Annotated in this window: 19 protein-coding genes; 8 read left to right on the forward strand and 11 right to left on the reverse strand. The window is 60.3% G+C overall.

The genetic code is table 11. The annotated features are described in order from the left end of the window. On the forward strand, positions 1 to 591 hold a 591-nt coding region (locus H9Q16_RS17875; protein ID WP_191076848.1), incomplete at its 5' end, for a DUF1501 domain-containing protein. Here H9Q16_RS17875 and H9Q16_RS17880 read toward each other — a convergent pair. Beyond that, entirely contained in the window at positions 583 to 777 is a 195-nt protein-coding gene (locus H9Q16_RS17880; protein ID WP_191076849.1) for a hypothetical protein, read from the reverse strand. The two genes, H9Q16_RS17875 and H9Q16_RS17880, sit on opposite strands and share 9 nt — an antisense overlap. A 161-nt stretch (positions 778 to 938) precedes the next feature. Here H9Q16_RS17880 and H9Q16_RS17885 point away from each other — a divergent pair, with 161 nt between their 5' ends. Continuing rightward, positions 939 to 1,661: a GNAT family N-acetyltransferase gene (locus H9Q16_RS17885; protein WP_191077137.1), complete on the forward strand. Its 723-nt coding sequence runs from the start codon at positions 939 to 941 to the stop codon at positions 1,659 to 1,661. 27 nt (positions 1,662 to 1,688) lie between these two features. Here the strand turns inward: H9Q16_RS17885 and H9Q16_RS17890 are convergent, their stop codons facing one another. Further along, entirely contained in the window at positions 1,689 to 2,408 is a 720-nt protein-coding gene (locus tag H9Q16_RS17890; protein ID WP_191076850.1) for a response regulator, read from the reverse strand. 132 nt (positions 2,409 to 2,540) lie between these two features. Between H9Q16_RS17890 and mce the strand changes: the two genes are divergently transcribed. Together mce and H9Q16_RS17900 are read left to right on the forward strand one after the other, a co-directional pair. Further along, on the forward strand, positions 2,541 to 2,945 hold the full coding sequence (gene mce / locus H9Q16_RS17895) for a methylmalonyl-CoA epimerase (RefSeq protein ID WP_191076851.1): 405 nt from the start codon (positions 2,541 to 2,543) through the stop codon (positions 2,943 to 2,945). Continuing rightward, complete coding sequence (locus H9Q16_RS17900; protein ID WP_191076852.1) at positions 2,945 to 3,238, forward strand: DUF1467 family protein; 294 nt, start codon at positions 2,945 to 2,947, stop codon at positions 3,236 to 3,238. The genes mce and H9Q16_RS17900 overlap by 1 nt, the downstream gene beginning before the upstream one ends. Here H9Q16_RS17900 and H9Q16_RS17905 read toward each other — a convergent pair. The 6 genes from H9Q16_RS17905 to trpS all read right to left on the reverse strand — a co-directional run bounded on the left by H9Q16_RS17905 (position 3,198) and on the right by trpS (position 7,733). After that, positions 3,198 to 3,905, reverse strand: a complete 708-nt coding sequence (locus H9Q16_RS17905; RefSeq protein ID WP_191076853.1) for an EI24 domain-containing protein — start codon at positions 3,903 to 3,905, stop codon at positions 3,198 to 3,200. The genes H9Q16_RS17900 and H9Q16_RS17905 overlap by 41 nt on opposite strands. After that, a complete protein-coding gene (locus tag H9Q16_RS17910; protein ID WP_191076854.1) occupies positions 3,890 to 4,468 on the reverse strand; it encodes a nitroreductase family protein in 579 nt (192 codons plus the stop codon). Before H9Q16_RS17910 ends, H9Q16_RS17905 begins: the two co-directional genes overlap by 16 nt. 6 nt (positions 4,469 to 4,474) lie before the next feature. Beyond that, a complete protein-coding gene (locus H9Q16_RS17915; protein ID WP_191076855.1) occupies positions 4,475 to 5,581 on the reverse strand; it encodes a class II histone deacetylase in 1,107 nt (368 codons plus the stop codon). 59 nt (positions 5,582 to 5,640) lie between these two features. Continuing rightward, positions 5,641 to 6,117, reverse strand: coding sequence for a VOC family protein (locus tag H9Q16_RS17920; RefSeq protein ID WP_191076856.1), 477 nt, complete (start codon positions 6,115 to 6,117; stop codon positions 5,641 to 5,643). A 94-nt stretch (positions 6,118 to 6,211) separates the two neighbouring features. Then, a complete protein-coding gene (locus H9Q16_RS17925) occupies positions 6,212 to 6,625 on the reverse strand; it encodes a hypothetical protein (protein WP_191076857.1) in 414 nt (137 codons plus the stop codon). An 85-nt stretch (positions 6,626 to 6,710) separates the two neighbouring features. Next, positions 6,711 to 7,733, reverse strand: coding sequence for a tryptophan--tRNA ligase (trpS, locus tag H9Q16_RS17930; protein ID WP_191076858.1), 1,023 nt, complete (start codon positions 7,731 to 7,733; stop codon positions 6,711 to 6,713). A 74-nt stretch (positions 7,734 to 7,807) separates the two neighbouring features. Between trpS and H9Q16_RS17935 the strand changes: the two genes are divergently transcribed. After that, positions 7,808 to 8,503 (forward strand): rhomboid family intramembrane serine protease, encoded by a 696-nt coding sequence (locus H9Q16_RS17935; protein ID WP_191076859.1) that lies wholly within the window; start codon positions 7,808 to 7,810, stop codon positions 8,501 to 8,503. On the opposite strand, the gene murJ is transcribed toward H9Q16_RS17935, so the two are convergent. After that, a complete protein-coding gene (gene murJ, locus H9Q16_RS17940; protein ID WP_191076860.1) occupies positions 8,500 to 10,050 on the reverse strand; it encodes a murein biosynthesis integral membrane protein MurJ in 1,551 nt (516 codons plus the stop codon). The two genes, H9Q16_RS17935 and murJ, sit on opposite strands and share 4 nt — an antisense overlap. Positions 10,051 to 10,261: 211 nt before the next feature. Here murJ and H9Q16_RS17945 point away from each other — a divergent pair, with 211 nt between their 5' ends. Further along, positions 10,262 to 11,944 carry an MltF family protein gene (locus H9Q16_RS17945; RefSeq protein WP_191076861.1) on the forward strand — a complete coding sequence of 561 codons (1,683 nt, stop codon included), beginning with the start codon at positions 10,262 to 10,264 and terminating at the stop codon, positions 11,942 to 11,944. Between the two features lie 33 nt (positions 11,945 to 11,977). Here H9Q16_RS17945 and H9Q16_RS17950 read toward each other — a convergent pair whose 3' ends face one another. Both H9Q16_RS17950 and H9Q16_RS17955 read right to left on the reverse strand, forming a co-directional pair. Next, complete coding sequence (locus H9Q16_RS17950; protein ID WP_343067895.1) at positions 11,978 to 14,755, reverse strand: [protein-PII] uridylyltransferase; 2,778 nt, start codon at positions 14,753 to 14,755, stop codon at positions 11,978 to 11,980. 10 nt (positions 14,756 to 14,765) lie between these two features. Next, positions 14,766 to 15,950 (reverse strand): penicillin-binding protein activator, encoded by a 1,185-nt coding sequence (locus H9Q16_RS17955; protein WP_191076862.1) that lies wholly within the window; start codon positions 15,948 to 15,950, stop codon positions 14,766 to 14,768. 89 nt (positions 15,951 to 16,039) lie between these two features. On the opposite strand from H9Q16_RS17955, the gene rsmI reads away from it, so the two are divergent. Together rsmI and H9Q16_RS17965 are read left to right on the forward strand one after the other, a co-directional pair. Beyond that, a complete protein-coding gene (rsmI, locus tag H9Q16_RS17960) occupies positions 16,040 to 16,903 on the forward strand; it encodes a 16S rRNA (cytidine(1402)-2'-O)-methyltransferase (RefSeq protein ID WP_191076863.1) in 864 nt (287 codons plus the stop codon). Continuing rightward, positions 16,900 to 17,274 (forward strand): YraN family protein, encoded by a 375-nt coding sequence (locus H9Q16_RS17965; RefSeq protein WP_191076864.1) that lies wholly within the window; start codon positions 16,900 to 16,902, stop codon positions 17,272 to 17,274. Before rsmI ends, H9Q16_RS17965 begins: the two co-directional genes overlap by 4 nt. The last annotated feature ends 4 nt before the right edge of the window (positions 17,275 to 17,278 follow it).

Below are 17,278 nucleotides of genomic sequence, written 5' to 3' on the forward strand. Positions count from 1 at the left end.
ATGGTGATGGAGGATGATCCCGCGATGCATGCCGCCCTCTCCGAGGCGTTGCAACTTTCAGATGGACAGAACCTTCAGCGGCGAAAAGGCACGCGCAGACAGCAGGAGGTTGCACGATTTGCGGCGTCCCGCCTTAGGCGGGACGCGCGGATTGCGGCGTTTTCGCAGAACGGATGGGATACACACAGGCGGCAGGACAAGACATTGCCACGTGCCTTGGCGCAGCTCTCTGAGACGATTCTAACCCTGAAGGACGATCTGGGCCCGCAGATCTGGGGGCAGACCGCGGTGGTGGCGATCACTGAATTTGGCCGCACCGCCCGTGAGAATGGCACCATCGGGACAGATCATGGAACGGCTGGGCTGATGGTGATGGCAGGCGGGGCCGTGCGGGGGGGCAAGGTCTATGGGGCCTGGCCGGGCGTCTCTGAAAGTGCACTTTATCAACGGCGCGACCTGATGCCGATGCGCGATGTGCGTGCGCCTCTGGCATGGATCCTGCGCGCGGTCGCGGGCGCGGATCGGTCAGTGTTGGAGCGCGATGTTTTTCCGGGGCTTGATATGGGAACGGATCCCGGTCTGTTACTCTGACGCGTAGGTTTCGGCGCTGGCGATGACGTTGTTATCGAACGCCGGACCCTGATTGGCCGGAGAATTTGACGCGGCAAAAACCACGACCGCAACGCCCAAAGCGTTTGCCGTGATCACAATCCAGTCGATGCCGAAAGCGCCGGTTGTGTACTTGGAAGTGGGTTTGCGTCGGGCGAACATAGCCATTCCTGGTTACCTGAACCCCCGATCAGTCTTTGCAATCTGCCAATCCAATGTGGCGAAATTACGCAAAATGCTTGCTGAGTTTGGGACGATTGTCGCAAGTAGCCCCGCGCGTTTCTTTCCTTGGCGAACGCAGCACTTGGTTCTAACGTGCCGCCATGGCGATGACTGATCCGAACAACGCAGGCAGGCTTGGGGCCGCCGTGCCCGATTGGGTGCCGCCCATGGCCCCGGACGGTGCCGTGCTGACAGGGCGCTATGCGATGTTGGCACCGCTGTCGGCTGAATCCCATGCGGCGCTTCTTTACCGGGCCTATGAGGGGCAGGATCATGTCTGGGATTATTTGCCCTACGGTCCGTTTCATTCCGCAGCCCTTTATCATCGCTGGGTGCGGGATCACGGTGGCCAGCACGATCCGTTCTTCTATGCGATCCGCAACCTTGAGACGGGTGATTGGGAAGGAGTGGCAAGCTATTTGCGAATCCAACCTGCTGCAGGATCCATCGAGGTCGGGCACATCAATTACAGCCCGGCCCTGCAACAGACGCGTGCGGGAACCGAAACCATGTACCTGATGATGAAGTGGGCGTTTGAACAGGGGTACCGCCGCTATGAATGGAAGTGTAACGCCCTGAATGCGGGGTCCCGCAGGGCGGCGCAGCGGCTGGGGTTTTCCTTTGAAGGCGTTTTTCGTCAGGCGGCTGTGATCAAGGGTCGCAACCGCGACACCGCCTGGTTTGCGATCATCGACGCCGAATGGCCCGCCCTTAAGGAAGCGTTCGAAGCCTGGCTTTCTCCGGCGAATTTCGATGCGCAGGGCCAACAACGCGAACGGTTGGGTGATCTGACCGGTCTGGTGCGCAGTGCGGGCGATCCATCACTGTAACCGCTGATTGAGCGCCGACGGCTTTAGCTAGATTGCGATTTTTTGTGACAGACGCGTTTGTACAAGCGCGGCCAGCACGGCGGTTTCAGAAGCTGATGCGGCCCCTTTTGCGCGCTTGTCGGCCAGGGCTTGTGCCGCTTCGCCAAGCCGCGTGTCTTGCGTGGAACGTGCAAGTCCGTTGAGAAACTGTGCAGCATAATCCAACGCGGTCTCGTTTGGTGGATCTTCCAGCACTTCGGCAATATGGGCCATATCATCCTGAAACGCGATATGATCGGGATGAACAGTATCCTCGTTCAGTACCCGAACGCCGCGGGGGCGGCGCTCAACCGGCAATAGGGACAGGATGCATTCCTGAAACACCCCGATGGCGGTGATCGGTTTGGGCATGAAGCCATCTGCCCCGGCGGCGATGGCGTCCTCTTCCAAATGCAGATCCGCAGACATGCCCAGGATCGCATCCACCCGTGGCTGGGTTTCATGAAGCTCCGCAATCAGGTCAAGGCCGTTCCCGTCGGGCAGGCCAAGATCCACGATCAGAACGGACGGGCGGTAGACCTGCAAATGCCGCCGGGCGGATCGTAGGCAATCCGCGCGTCTGATCCGTGCGCCGGAGCGCAGACAAAGCAGTCTTATTGCTTCGCAGGCGTAACGGCTGTCTTCGACGACCAGTATGGTCAAGCCCAGAAGGGGCCGTGCGGCGGTTGGTGTAGGTACCGCTGTTGCAAAGGGGTCGTTGGTGTCCATCGTCGCCTCCTGCCGGTGCATGTGAGGTAATGATTAACCATCATCCGCTAACAGTACGTTAACGTGTCGCATTGCGGTTGCGGGCGCTGCGTTCCATAAGGCCGCAACGCAGACAAACCACAGGAGGCCCTGATGATCGGCCGTCTTAACCATGTTGCCATCGCCGTTCCAGATCTGGACGCCGCGGCAGACCAGTACCGCAATGCTCTGGGTGCCAACGTGGGCGCGCCACAGGATGAACCGGACCATGGCGTCACGGTCATTTTCATCGAATTGCCCAACACCAAGATCGAATTGCTGTACCCGTTAGGCGAAAACAGCCCCATTCAGGGATTTCTGGACAAGAACCCGTCGGGTGGCATCCACCACATCTGCTACGAGGTCGACGACATCATCGCAGCGCGCGATCACCTGTTGTCGACCGGCGCGCGGGTATTGGGCACCGGAGAGCCCAAGATCGGCGCCCACGGCAAACCCGTGCTGTTCCTGCATCCCAAGGATTTCAACGGCGCGCTTGTCGAGCTGGAGCAGGTCTGATGGGACCTGTCTCGGGCCTTGTTCTGTTTGCCGTCATCTGGTCGATGACTTTCTTCGTCGCTTTGCCCATTCGCGTGCAGACCCAAGGGGATCTCAAAGACATTGTGCCCGGGACACATGCCGGTGCACCGGAACACCACCATCTCAAGAAGAAGGCGATTTGGACCACCGTCGTCGCGCTTGTCATCTGGGGTGTTGTCGCCACCATCATACTGCGTGAATGGATTACGGTCGACGATATCGAAAGATGGCTTAGTCCCGTGCGGGCGCTAACAGATGGTACAGGTGGGTAAAGGTCGCAGCCCCGAGGATCGGAACCAGCAGGTTAATCAGCGGGACTGAGAGCGGCACTGCCATCAGGATACCTGCGGCCCAGATGGTCGCGAAATGGCGGCGGCGCAACTGCTTGGCGCCTTTGCGGCCCACGCGGCGGATCGCCGCAAGCGTAAAATACTCGCGGCCTAGCAAAAACCCGTTCAGCGCCCAGAAGATGATGGGCGCGAAAGGGGCAAACGGGATATAGAGCAGCAGTGCTAGGATATTTGCGCCAACCAGCACGCCCAGAAAATTCACCGTATCCCTGACCGCGTCCCAAAAGGGAACCCGCGTTGTTGGTGGGAGGGTCGGATAATGGGTGGCCTCGACCGCGTCGGCCACATCGTCGAGAAACATCGATGTGATGGCAGAGGCGACAGGGACCATCAGGAAGATCGACAGGAAGGCCAGCAGGAACGCCGCCCCCCAGGACAGCAGGTCATTCAGCCAGCGGACCTCGCCCAGGACCGGCAACCAGGCCTCTTCGGGTGTGATCCATTCAATGAACCACGCGAATCCGGCTGTGGCCCCCACAAGCAAGAGCAATGCCAGCGCGATGCCGATCAGGAACACGCGGCGAAAGCGGCCGTCGGAGAGCTGCGCGACCGCCAGCCCGAAAGCGCGAAAGATCAGATCGACTGCCACGACGTTATGCTTTCGATATCCGGGCGCGGGCGCTCTGGTGGGGCGGATTTCTCCGTACCGATATGAATGATGCCCGCGATGCGTTCGTGCGCGGCAAGGCCCAGCCCCTCTTGAGCGAAGATCACATCATGAGAGGGCCAGCCGCTAAGCCAGTTGGCCCCCCAGCCCGCTGCAAGCGCTGCGTTGAGCAGGCCCAGACACACCGCGCCTGCGGAATAGGTCTGCTCCAGCGCGGGTATTTTCTCGGACGGTTTCTGCACCTCGACCACGACAACTGCGAGATTGCCCTGATCGAATTGGCTGCGACCCTTGGCTGTTTTTTCCGCATCATACCCCAAGGTCTCGCCGCGTTGCTGTGAAAGGGCGGCCAGCCGTCCCATCGCGCCGGCTTCCAGCACAATAAAGCGCCACGGCTCAAGCTTGCCATGGTCCGGCACGCGGCCCGCAGCAGTCAGGATTTGTATCAGCGCGTCGCGCCCCGGAACAGGCAGGCCCAGCGTCTTTGCCGGGCGCGAGCGTCGGGTCAACAGGAAATCAAGGGCGTCAGGGTTGGCGGGGGGCATATGGGCCTACACTTCTAACTGGATGGCCATGTCATCGATCGACTGGCGCAGGAATGCATCGAATGCAGCACTTGGCTGGCGGATATCGAACCCGATTTGCATCGGATCGGGGGCGACGTTTTCGAGGCCCGCTAAAGCGGCGATGGTGGCATGACCACAAAAGGGAACATAGAATTCGGAATACCCGCCCTCATGCACAAGCACCAGTTTGCCGTCGCATAGCCGCTCTGCTGTGGCTTTGATCTTGCGCGTCATTTCGGCAAAGGTTTCTGCTGTCGCCTGCATGCGCGCCAGTGGGTCAACCATGGACGCGTCAAAACCGCAGGCAACGATTATCATGTCGGGCTTGAAGGCCTCAATCGCCCGGATCACGACGCGGTCCATCGCATGCAGATAGGCCGTATGGCCAGAGCCAGCGTACATGGGAAGGTTGATGTTAAACCCTTCGCCCACGCCCGTACCGCGATCTGTCAGGGCACCGGTATCGAGGGGATAATTCCCCTCTTGATGCAAGGAAATCGCCAGCACATCGTCGCGGTCATAATAGATGCCTTCGGTGCCGTTGCCGTGGTGCACATCCCAGTCCAGCACGACAACACGCTTGGCCAGACCCTTGGATTGAGCGGCTTCGATGGCGATGGCGATGTTGGCAAGCAGGCAAAACCCGTTCGGAAAATCCGGCAGGCAGTGATGACCTGGCGGGCGGCTGAGGGCATAGGCATTGCTGAGCGCGCCGGAGGCGACCTTGTCGACAGCCGCAAGCGCCAGACCTGCGGAAAGGGCGGCGATCTCATATCCGCCTGCAGCAAAGGGCGTGCGGCGGCCAAGCTCTCCGCCGCCAGCATCCGAGAGGCGTTTGAATTCATCGAGGTAGGATTTCGGGTGCACGCGCGCCAAGTCCTCGTAAGCGGCCGGGGGCGCCGATTGGCTGGCAAGTTGCGATGTCAGGCCTGTCACGTCCATCAGGTTCTTCAGGCGTCGTTTGGTTTCGGGGTTTTCGGGCAGCCCTCCGGCGGCCAGCGGTTGCACCAGTCCGCCGATTGGCATGGTGAAGGCATAATTGCCGCCCGCGTGCCAGAAACAGCTTTCATCCCAGAAAAATCCAGTCGTCATGATGACATCCCCCTTGTGGCCGGAAATTGGCGCAGTAGGGCGTGATTGTCCATGGCGGGTTAGTGTGCTTCTGCCAACAGGGCCGCGACATCCAGGGGTGCGTTTACCATCGCCAATGCGCCCTTCGCATCGCGTGGCCAATCCCCGGGCGGGCGGTCGCGGTAAATCTCGACCCCGTTGTCATCCGGGTCGCGCAGGTACAGCGCCTCGCTGACGCCATGATCGGCGGCCCCGTCGATTGGGATGCCTGCGTCTGTCACGCGCTTGAGGACCGCCGCCAGCGTGGCGCGATCAGGGTAGAGAAACGCGGAATGATAAAGCCCGGTATGCCCTTCGGGCGGTGGGGATGCCCCGTTGCTCTCCCAGGTGTTCAGGCCGATGTGGTGGTGGTACCCGCCTGCGCCCAGAAACGCGGCCTGCGCGCCGTAGCGGGCCGTCACCTCGAATCCCAGAATGTCGCGGTAAAAAGCAATCGCGCGATCCAGATCGGCGACTTTGAGGTGGACGTGTCCGACGCAGGGGGTTGGGGGGGTCATGACTGGCCTTTCTTACAGGGGTAAAGCCAAATTGGCTGCCATCATCCGTTTGTTCAACCGTGTGGGGTGCAGAGGGTCTGTGCAAAAATGTGCATCACAGTTGAAAGTGGCCGACGACTTCCGCGAAATTGAGCAGGAGGTATGGCAGGATCGCCAGATTGGCAAAGACCACGATGGGCAGAAACCAGGCGAGCAGGACCAGCACGGACCCTTCGACCAGATAAATCAGGGCAAGCGAGAGGAAAACGCTGATATAGAGATCAATGCCAACCTGCCGACCCCAAAGTAGCGCGTTGATTTTGCCGATGCTGCGAAAGAAGTTCTCGCGATGTGTAGCGTAAAGAGAGAACGCCAGAAATGCCAGATAGATTGCCAGCACGACGCCTTTTGCAAATCCATTGTCACCGTTCGTGCTGAGGAACCCCTCGCGACTGCCAAAGAGGACGGCGCAGATCAGGAAGATCAGATAAAGGATCCACAGACGATACCGTCTATAAAGGTAGTGCATGACCGTGCCCCCGTGTTGGGTGGGCCTATCGTGACCTACCCCGGTGACGTTTCAAAGCAAAACGTCGCGGCACGGTTGACGGCTGTCAACTGCCGACCATGCCGATGATTTCGTAGGTGCGTTTCAGGATGGGCGCGGTGATCTCGCGCGCCTGACCGGCCCCTTTGGCCAGGATGCGATCAATCTCGGCCGGATCTGCCATCAGGCGGGCCATCTCCTCAGAGATCGGGCCAAGCTTGGCAACTGCAAGTTCAGCCAGCGCGGGTTTGAAAGTGCCAAACTGTTGGCCGCCCACATCCCTGAGAACCGCATCGACGCTTTGATCGCTCAGCGCTGCATAGATGTTGATCAGGTTACGCGCCTCGGGGCGGTCGGCCAGCCCTGCGACCTCGGACGGGAGCGCATCAGGATCGGTCTTGGCCTTGCGGATTTTCTTGGCAATCGTGTCGGCGTCATCGGTCATGTTGATGCGGCTGGCATCTGACGGATCGGATTTCGACATTTTCTTGGAGCCATCGCGCAGCGACATCACGCGCGTCGCGGCCCCTTCGATCACAGGTTCGGTCATCGGGAAGAAATCGACCCCGTAGTCGTGATTGAATTTTGCCGCGATGTCGCGGGTAAGTTCAAGATGCTGCTTCTGGTCCTCGCCCACTGGCACGTGGGTCGCATGATAGATCAGAATGTCGGCGGCCATCAACGCGGGATACCCGAAGAGACCCAGAGATACCTTTTCGGCGTTCTTGCCGGCCTTGTCCTTGAATTGCGTCATGCGGCTCATCCAGCCCATGCGGGCCACACAATTGAATATCCAGCCAAGCTGGGCGTGTTCGGGCACCTGACTTTGGTTGATGAGGATGGATTTATCGGGGCTCAGGCCACTTGCGATGAACCCGGCGGCCAGTTCGCGGGTGTTGTGCGACAGCTCTGCCGGATCCAGCAGCTTGGCGGTGATCGCGTGCAGATCGACCATGCAATAGACCGTCTCGTAGTCTTCTTCCTGCATCTGCACGAAGCGTCGGATCGCGCCCAGATAATTGCCCAACGTCAGGCCTCCGGACGGCTGAATGCCCGAAAACACGCGTGGGGTGAATTGACTGTCTGACATCTGGGGCTCCGCAGGGCTGGCAAGATCGTTTGTGTGGGCTTACTGAGGGGGCAACAAGACGTCAAGGAGCGCCCATGCAGGACCCCGAATACCAGCCTCCCGTCAATCCGCTGCCGCCTGCGGTGGTGGTCGTGTTCCTGATTATGGCGGGGATCGAAGCGATGCTGTCTCTGGGCGAAGCTGGCATGATCGGCGGACGCGATGCGGTCGGTTGGCGGTTGGGCATGATCCGGGACTATGGCTTTTCGGGTGATCTGTTCGACTGGATGCTGGCAAACGGGCGCTTTCCGCTGCAAGAGGTCGCCCGGCTAGTGACCTATCCATTCATCCATCTGGGCTTTACCCAATCGCTGTTTGCGATGGTCCTGTTGCTGGCGCTGGGCAAGATGGTGGCCGAGGTCATGGGGCAGTTTGCCTTTCTGACCCTCTTTTTCGTCTCTGGTATTGGCGGTGCGGTGATCTATGCGCTGCTGCTGAATGATCCGATCTGGCTGGTCGGTGGCTATCCCAGCACTTACGGGCTGATCGGGGGCTATACCTTTGTGTTGTGGCGCACGCTTGAGGGGCAGGGCGCGCGGGGAGCGGAACAGTTGCGGGCCTTTACACTGATTGCGCTGTTGATGGCTATTCAGCTGATCTGGGGCATCCTCTTTGTTGTGGGTACGCAGTGGGTGGCGGAACTTGCAGGCTTTGTCTGCGGCTTTGCCCTGTCCTTTGTCATGGCCCCCGGGGAATGGGCGCGGATGCGCGATCGGATGCGACGGCGCTAGGGGTTTTTGCTTCGCCGCAGTGCATTTTTGAACTCGGAGATCCGGAACGCGCCGATCATCTGGCCCACGCCGAAATAGCTGACCGCGCCGATCAGCAGCAAAAGGATCAGTGCAAAGGCGCGGATCCACGGCAGCCCAAGGAAGGGTTGCAGCGCGGCATTGCCGAACCAGAGCGCCACGCCCATCGCAATTGAGGCCGCGATCACCCGCCAGATGCGCTTGTGAAAGCGCGCGTCGAACTTTGCCGCGTCGCCATAACGGCGCGCGCCGATGGCAAGGCACGCGAACATCGCCCAGCCCGCAAAGGTGGTTGCCAGCGCCGGGGCAATCCAGCCCACGACAGGGGCCAGCCCGATGGCAAGCGCGGCATTGACCACCATCGCTACAAGCGCGAAGTAGAAGGGCCGTTTGGTGTCTTCGCGGGCGAAGTACACAGGTTGCAGAATTTTCTGCAGGACAAAGGCGGGCAAGCCAAGGCCATAGATGGTCACGGCCGTTGCGATGGCGGCGGTGTCATCCACGTCCGAAGCGCCGCGCTCGAACAGTACGGTCACGAGGGCAAAGGGGATCACCATCAATGCGACAGATGACGGAATGGTCAGGGCCAGTGAAAGCTCTGCGGCGCGGCTAAGCGAATGATTTGCGCCTGCGTCATCCCCGGACCGAAGGCGGCGCGACAGGTCCGGTAAAAGGACGATTCCGATCGCGATCCCCACCACACCCAAGGGTAGCTGATAAAGCCGGTCTGCAGCGAAAAGCCACGAGACCGCGCTGTCGTATTGGCTGGCGACCAACTGGCCCACGACAAGGTTGATCTGCATTACACCGGATGCCAGAGCCGCAGGCAACGCTATCACCACAAGGGCCCGTACATCCGGAGACCAGCGCGGACGGGAGGGGCGCAGCGGAAATCCCGCCCGTGACGCCGCCACCCAGGTGAGCGCCAGCTGCGCCACCCCGGCCACCGGGATTGCCCAGACAAGCCAGTTGATGACGGCGCCGCCCATCCATGCCCCAAGCGCCATGGCGATGATCACGATGATATTCAGCATCACCGGCGCTGCGGCGGCCACCGCAAATCGCCCGGTGGCATTCAGGATCCCGGAAAACAGTGCCGCAAGCGACATGCAGAAAATATACGGAAAGACGATGCGCCCGTAGCCGACCGTCATGTCAAAGCGGGCATCCCCCGAAAACCCTTCGGCAGTCAGCCAGACCAACCCCGGCATAAAGATCATGCCAAGTGCGGTCAGGATCAGAACCGCAAAGGCCAGTGCGCTGAACGCCTCGCGCGCGAATTGTGCCGCACCTTCGCCCCCCTCCAGCCGCTTGGCGAACATTGGCACAAATGCCGCGTTGAAAGCTCCTTCGGCAAAGAACCGGCGGAACATGTTGGGCAGACGGAAGGCCGCCACAAATGCGTCCATCACCGGCCCCGGTCCGATCAGCGACAGGATCAGCACCTCGCGCACAAAGCCCAGAACGCGGCTGAGCAAGGTCCAGAACCCTACGGTGAAAAAGCCGGACATAAGGCGGATGGGTTTCATGGATACGCTCTTGAGACTGTGCTTGCCCTGTGCCTACCGTGCCTGTTGCGTCGGTGCAATGGAACCAATGGGGCCGTGCCAGCGCCGCTGCCCAAGCGGGCACATGGAACAGCAACCACGTTGCGGGCGTTATAGGCGAAACGTCGTAGAGGCCGTAGGCGTGCGCAATTTTGCATGTTTTCGCGCCAATTGCTGCCGGGGAAGTGTTGGTTTGTTGAGATTTATCCGTGCCGGGTGGGTTGCATGCGCCCTCGTTGCTGCGCCGATTGCGCAGGGTGAAACGTTGCGCGTCGCACCTCAAACCCCTGCGCCGCTGAATCACTTGGTTGGAGAGCTGGTCGATGAAAACGCCAACGCGCGCGACGGTGATCATCTGATCGAAGCAGTGCGCGATCCGGATGTGTCAGACCTGCAAGGTATTCGGGAGCGGGGCTATCTGCGCATGGCCGTGGCTCCGGACCCGCTGATGATCGCCTATGATGGCGAGGATGCGATCGGCGTGGCGATTGCCATCGGTGTCGAGATGGAAAAGTACCTGGCCAGCCTGCCGGATGCCGGTGGCACACCCATGGTCGTGGTACCCACCCCAACGCCGCGTGCGGTGATCGCCGAAAGCATCGAGCGCGGGCGCAGTGACTTTACCGCGCTGACGGTCAGCCGCGCGCGCAATGAGGGGCTTGCGTTGACCCAGCCCCTGATCAGATCTGTCAACGATGTCCCCGTGCTGGGACCTGACATCGGGCCTGTTGAGACACTTGAAGATCTGACCCGGGTGCCGATTTACGTCAGTGAGAATGGGCGCTATGCCCGTGATCTGCTTGAACTTAATGCCGAACGAGAGGCCGACGGCAAACGCCCGTTCCGCATCAAGCTGGTAGACGGGCGGCTGGATGATTTCGACCTGATCGAACTGGTCGAGATCGGACTGTTGCCGGCAACTGTCGCGTCCGATTTCAAGGCACGTTTCTGGCAGACGGTCTATCCGTCTGTCGCCGTCCGCGAAGATCTTGCGCTGACTCTCGACGGGCATATTGCCTGGGCAGTGCGCAGCGAAAATCCTGAGCTGCAGAGGGTCCTTGACGGGTTTGCGGGCAAGGTCAAGAAAGGCACGCTGATCGGGAACGTGATCCTCAACCGGTTTACCCGTGACGGAGAGTGGATCGAGAACCTCAATAGCCCCGCCGCGCGCGCGCGTCTTGATGCCGTGGCACCGATTGTGCGCCAGTTTTCCGAGCAATATGGCTTTGAGGCGGACCTGGTGCTGGCGCAGGCCTATCAGGAATCCCGCCTTGATCAGTCACGCGTCAGCCACGTTGGCGCGCTGGGCGTGATGCAGGTGATGCCCACGACAGCGGCCGATCCGGTTGTCGCGATACCGGATGTCAGCCGCGTGGAGGACAATGTACATGCGGGGGTGAAATATCTGCGCTGGCTGCGCGACACCTATTTCGATGATCCCGCTATCGATCCGCTGGACCGGACCTTGCTGTCCTTTGCAGCCTATAACGCCGGACCCGGCGGCGTGAAACGCGCGCGCGCAAAGGCCCGCCAAATGGGCCTTGATCCCAACGTCTGGTTTGAAAATGTCGAAGTGGCGATCACCCGTGTGGTCAGCCGTGAACCGGCTGTCTATGTGCGCAACATCTTCAAATACTACGTCTCATACCGTTTGCTGAGCGAACTTGACGCCGAAAGTGAGGCCGCGCGGGCCGAGGCCCAGAGGATTGCGGCTGAGACTGCTGATCTGCCAGTGGAATTACGCGCGGAAATCCTCGAGGCGCGCACAACCCTGGTCTTTGATGAGAACAAAGGTGCGCGCGGCGCAGAGGATCAGCTCGCCCTCAACAACGTCACCGTGCAGGACGATGGCAGCCTGCGAGTGCTCTCAGAGTGAGCCGGCAATGCGCGTGGAACGACAACGGCAACACTATTTCTCTGCGCGTTCGACCCCCTCCGCGATGGCGGTGCGCAAGCGTTTTTCAAGCGTCCGTTGCTTGGTGTCCGAGTAATACTTCAGCCCGAACATGTCTTTGACATAGAAGGTGTCCACAACCTGTTCGCCATAGGTCGCTATGACGGCATTTGCGATATAGACGTTCGAATCCGCCAGCGTGCGCGCGAGATCGTAAAGCAAGCCGGGACGGTCGCGGGTGTCGACTTCGATGATCGTGTAGATCTCTGACCCTTCGTTATCAAAGGCGATGTGCGTCGGCACGTTGAAGGCCTTTTCGCGCTTTTTGACCTTGTCGCGGCTCTTGAGCGCGTCGCGTGCCACCACTTCACCGCGCAGGGTCTTTTCGATCATCTGGCGCAGGCGGGGCAGGCGGCTGGCCTCATAGGGTTTGCCTTCGGCGTCCTGTATCCAGAACGCGTCTGTGACATAGCCGTCCTTAGTGGTGTAGCTGCGGGCATCGACCACGTTGGCCCCTACCAGAGCCAGCGCGCCGGCAAGCCGGGCAAAGATGCCGGGGTGATCGGCCATCACAAAGCAGGCGCGTGTGGCATCGCGGTCTTCGTCAGGGTGCAGATCAATGCGGATATCGTCGGGTTCGATGTCGCGCAGCAGATCTGCAAAGACCTTGTGCGCGGTGACGTGCAGCCCTTGCCAATAGGGTTCGTAGTGGCGGCCCGTTTCAACCTGCAATGCCTTGCGCGGCCAGTCATCAAGTGCATCGCGCAGTGTCCGCTTGGCCTCGTTGCCGCGATTTTCGCGGTTGAGGTCTTCGAGCCCGGTCTCAAGCGCCCTTTCGGTCTGGCGGTAGAGCGCGCGGATCAGTACCGCTTTCCAGTTGTTCCAGGTGTCGGGGCCCACGCCACGAATGTCACAGACGGTCAGCACGCACAAAAGATCCAGGCGCTTGACGGTTTGCACAGCCTTGGCGAAATCGCGCACCGTCCGGGGATCCGCGATGTCGCGCTTTTGCGCCATGTCTGACATCAGCAGATGGTAGCGGACCAGCCATTCGGCGGTATCGACCTGGTCTTGCTTGAGCCCAAGTCGCGGGGCGACCTTGCGCACGATCTTGGCGCCGAGGATCGAATGATCCTCGTCCCGCCCCTTGCCGATGTCGTGCAACAGCAGCGCCACATAAAGCACTTTGCGGTCTACACCCTTTTGCAGAATGGAGGAGGCAACGGGCAATTCTTCCTCCAGCTCTCCTTTTTCGATGCGTGCGAGGTTGGCGATGCACTGGATCGTATGCTCGTCCACCGTATAGCTGTGGTACATGTTGAACTGCATCATCGCGACGATGGGTTCGAATTCGGGAATAAACGCGCTGAGCACGCCCAGTTCGTTCATGCGCCGCAGCGCGCGTTCCGGGTTGCCGTGTTTCAGCATCAGATCAAGAAAGATGCGCTGGGCCTCAGGCGTATTGCGCATGTCATCGTCAATCAGATGCAGGTTGGCTTTTATCAGACGCATCGCGTCGGGGTGAATAAGCGTCCCTGTCCGCAGCGCTTCTTCGTAGATGCGCAGAATGTTCAGCTTGTCTGCCAGAAAGGCTGCGTCGTCTACGATGCCGATCCGGTTGTGCACCAGCGTGTAGCCATCGCGCATTTTCGGACGGCGTCGAAAGATGCGCTCAAGCAGGGGCTCTGCCTTGAGGTGCTCGGCCTCAAGCCCGGTGAGGAAGATGCGCGTCAGATCGCCCACAGCCGTCGCATGGCGGAAATAGGCCTGCATGAAGACCTCGACCGCGCGCCTGCCGCCCGCGTCCTGATAGTGCATGGCTTCGGCGACCTGGACCTGCATGTCGAAAGTGAGTTGTTCGGTGGCCCGACCTGTCAGCAGGTGCAGATGACCGCGCACGGCCCATAAAAAGTCTTCTGCACCCTCGAAGGTTCGGTGTTCTTCATGGGTAAAGACCGCGCGTTCGACCAAATCAGCCACGTCGGCGACCTTGTAGATATATTTGGCTATCCAGAAGAGAGAATGCAGATCGCGCAGCCCGCCTTTGCCTTCCTTCACATTGGGCTCAACCACATAGCGGGCGCCCTGACGCAAGTGGCGGCGATCACGCTCTTCAAGCTTGGCTTCGATGAAGTCGGTGCCGGAACCAGAAAACAGGTGCGCTTCCAGCCGGATGGCAAGCTCTTGTTCCAGCCCCTGATCTCCGGCGATGAACCGATGTTCCAGCAGCGCGGTCTGAATCGTGAAATCTTCGCCGCCCAGACGCACGCAATCCTGCACGGTGCGCGTGGCGTGGCCGACCTTCAGCTTCAGGTCCCACAGGATGTACAGCATGCTTTCCACCACGCTCTCGGTCCAGGCGGTGGCTTTGTACGGGATCAAAAAGAGCAGATCGACATCCGAGAACGGTGCCATTTCGCCCCGGCCATAGCCGCCGACGCCGATCACCGACAGGCGTTCGCCTTCGGTCGGGTTCGGATTGGGGTGCAGATGGGCGGTGGCAACGTAGAGGGCTTGCTGGACCAGACAATCGGCAAGGTAGGTGTAGGCGCGGGTCATGCCGCGCGCATCAAATGGGTGCGCGGCAAAGGCGGCCGCGATGCGGTCCCGACCGGTCTTGCGCGCGACCCGCAAAACGGCGACAGCGGCGCTGCGTCTGGCGGTGCCTTCGGTACCCGATAGGGCGGAGACCAGGTCTGCCTTGACCGCTTCGATGTCAAAAATTTCCTGTGATGGGCAGATGAGAAGCGGCCTTTCCGAGGCCGCTTCCTGCAGTGTTTCAGAGGAGCCCACAGGGTTCAAATCAGAACCCGGCGCCACCAAAGGCCTGTGGTGCTGCTTCCAATACGACCACTTGCTGGTTGCGGATTGTCGCAACAGCCAGTGCGCGTTCGTTTGTCCCGTCGCGGCGGAGACGGAAAATGCCCGAAGCCCCGCGGAACCCCGACCCTTGTGTCAGGGCCGCACCGGACAGCGCTTTTGATTTTCCCGATTGCACCAGCGCGCCGACAGCGGCGATACCGTCAAAGGCCAACCCCGCCAGAGGATGCGGCGGTTCTGAATATGCGGCGATATAGCGTTGGGCAAAGGCACTGGACGACGCAGAATCCGGCAACGTGAACCACCCGCCCTGAACGCCCGGCAGGGCCAGCGTTTGAGGCGGAATGTCCCAGCGTGTCAGGCCGATGAACTGCGTGCCTGCTGGTGAGATCCCGGCTTCTGGCAGCAATTGAGCAAAGAGCGGCAACGCCGTGGCCGAGTTGGACGTCAGGAAAAGCGCGTTCGCGCCGCTGCCCTCCATCGTGGCTTTGACGCGGGGCACGGCGGCGGTAACGGCTTCTTGGCTGAGGGCATATTCCACGGTGCCTGCCAGCGTTGCCCGGTTGGCCGCAATGGCCTGCTGGATTGCGTTCCGGCCAAGTTGTCCGGCAATGCCTTCCGCATGCACAATGACGATGCGGTCTTTGCCATTCTTCTTGGCAAATCGGACAAGCCGATCCGCGGTATTTTCAAAGGTGGGGCCCAGCACAAAGACATTGCCCCCTGCGATTGTCGCATTGTTGGAGAAGGACAGCACGTTCACGCCCTGTCCTGACACCGCAACACCTGCCGCATTCGCGGCCTCGCCATAGAGCGGACCAAGAATGATCTTGGCCCCTTCGGACACGGCCTGAGAGGCCGCACTTGCGGCTGTTGCGGCATTGCCCGCTGTGCCGTAAACGCGCAGGTCGATCTCTACGCCGTCAAGATCACGCATTGCCAGACGCGCTGCATTTTCAAGGTTCTGTGCGAGCAGATCATCCGCAGACGACCCGCCGCGCGGCACCAGAAGGGCCACAGGCACCGGCGCGTTTGTGTTAATTCTGGGCCCCCCCGCGTTGGCCAGTGAGCCGATCGAGCCCATGTCGCACGCGGCCAGGAACAGCGCAAAGAGTGGCAGTAGCAAAAGGCGCATCTTCTTGCGGCCTGCGTCGAAAAAAGCAATCATCGTCAAAGTAACCCCCGGATATCATACCGCACGTCTGGGCGGTGTTCATTTTGCGGCGATCATAGAGCGTGCGAAAGGCGGGTCCAGCGTTGAATTACCAAATGCAGCGGCTAAGCGCCGGTTTGTATCTGGTCGGCGTCCCGATCGGTACAGCACGTGACATCACGTTACGTGCGCTTGATGTGCTTGCCAGCGCGGATCAATTGGCCGCCGAAGACACACGTAGCCTGCGCAAGCTGATGGATATTCACGGCGTGCCACTTGGCGACAGGCGTGTTCATGCGCTGCATGACCATTCGGGCCGCGCCGTTCAGGAGCGTCTGCTGACAGCGATCAGGGAAGGGCAGTCAGTTGCCTATGCGTCAGAGGCGGGCATGCCGCTTATTGCCGACCCCGGTTTCGAGCTGGTGCGCGCTGCGGGCGACGCGGGCCTGGCCGTCACGTCAGCGCCCGGCCCCTCTGCAGTCACGACGGCATTGGCGGTGGGCGGGCTGCCCACGGATGCCTTTTTCTTTGCCGGATTCCTGCCAAACGCAAAGTCCGCGCGGTGCAAGGCGCTGGAAGCGTTGCGCACAGTGCCGGGCACACTTGTGTTCTACGAATCGCCCAAGCGGGTGCTGGCAATGCTACGGGATGCGTCAGATGTGCTGGGGCCAGGGCGATACTGTTCGGTTTGCCGTGAGTTGACCAAAAAATTTGAGGAGGTGGTCAGGGGATCACTGGAGGAAGTTGCGGAAAAATTTAATCAAAAGGCACCTAAAGGGGAGTTCGTGATTCTGATTGAACGGACTAAGGTAGAAACGACAAGTGTTGATGAGGTGGACGCCGCGTTGCGCGATGCATTGTCCAGAATGTCGATGCGGGATGCAGTGGATGCCGTTTCTCAAGCGTTGGAAATGCCACGCCGCAAGGTCTATCAAATGGCACTTTCGCTTCAAAAGGATACTCAATGACCCGGATCGGACAGCATCGTGGCCAGATGGCGTACGAAGCGGGGGCCGCCGCCGAATGCCGCATTGCACAGGACTACGCGCGTCGCGGTTATGCGGTTGCGCGCCGCCGGTGGCGTGGCAAGGGCGGTGAAATTGATCTGATCCTGCGTGATGGCGACGACCTGATTTTTGTGGAGGTCAAGAAATCACGCGATTTCCACCGGGCGGCCGAAAACCTCACTGCGCGACAGATGCAACGCATCTGTAATGCCGCCGAAGAATTTCTGGCCGATGAACCCAGCGGCAGTCTTACGAACGTTCGATTTGACGTGGCTTTGGTCGATCAGCATGGCCAGACGCAGATCATCGAAAATGCCTTTGGTCACGGCTGACCCA

The sequence above is a fragment of the Sulfitobacter aestuariivivens genome (assembly GCF_014763045.1).
Classification (GTDB): domain Bacteria; phylum Pseudomonadota; class Alphaproteobacteria; order Rhodobacterales; family Rhodobacteraceae; genus Sulfitobacter; species Sulfitobacter aestuariivivens.

What these genes read in the sequence shown, in the direction of transcription:
- H9Q16_RS17880 (WP_191076849.1), bottom strand. Translation starts at nt 777, where the DNA reads ATGGCTATGTTCGCCCGACGCAAACCCACTTCCAAGTACACAACCGGC.
- H9Q16_RS17885 (WP_191077137.1), top strand. Translation starts at nt 939, where the DNA reads ATGACTGATCCGAACAACGCAGGCAGGCTTGGGGCCGCCGTGCCCGAT.
- H9Q16_RS17890 (WP_191076850.1), bottom strand. Translation starts at nt 2,408, where the DNA reads ATGGACACCAACGACCCCTTTGCAACAGCGGTACCTACACCAACCGCC.
- mce (WP_191076851.1), top strand. Translation starts at nt 2,541, where the DNA reads ATGATCGGCCGTCTTAACCATGTTGCCATCGCCGTTCCAGATCTGGAC.
- H9Q16_RS17900 (WP_191076852.1), top strand. Translation starts at nt 2,945, where the DNA reads ATGGGACCTGTCTCGGGCCTTGTTCTGTTTGCCGTCATCTGGTCGATG.
- H9Q16_RS17910 (WP_191076854.1), bottom strand. Translation starts at nt 4,468, where the DNA reads ATGCCCCCCGCCAACCCTGACGCCCTTGATTTCCTGTTGACCCGACGC.
- H9Q16_RS17915 (WP_191076855.1), bottom strand. Translation starts at nt 5,581, where the DNA reads ATGACGACTGGATTTTTCTGGGATGAAAGCTGTTTCTGGCACGCGGGC.
- H9Q16_RS17920 (WP_191076856.1), bottom strand. Translation starts at nt 6,117, where the DNA reads ATGACCCCCCCAACCCCCTGCGTCGGACACGTCCACCTCAAAGTCGCC.
- H9Q16_RS17925 (WP_191076857.1), bottom strand. Translation starts at nt 6,625, where the DNA reads ATGCACTACCTTTATAGACGGTATCGTCTGTGGATCCTTTATCTGATC.
- trpS (WP_191076858.1), bottom strand. Translation starts at nt 7,733, where the DNA reads ATGTCAGACAGTCAATTCACCCCACGCGTGTTTTCGGGCATTCAGCCG.
- H9Q16_RS17935 (WP_191076859.1), top strand. Translation starts at nt 7,808, where the DNA reads ATGCAGGACCCCGAATACCAGCCTCCCGTCAATCCGCTGCCGCCTGCG.
- murJ (WP_191076860.1), bottom strand. Translation starts at nt 10,050, where the DNA reads ATGAAACCCATCCGCCTTATGTCCGGCTTTTTCACCGTAGGGTTCTGG.
- H9Q16_RS17955 (WP_191076862.1), bottom strand. Translation starts at nt 15,950, where the DNA reads ATGATTGCTTTTTTCGACGCAGGCCGCAAGAAGATGCGCCTTTTGCTA.
- H9Q16_RS17965 (WP_191076864.1), top strand. Translation starts at nt 16,900, where the DNA reads ATGACCCGGATCGGACAGCATCGTGGCCAGATGGCGTACGAAGCGGGG.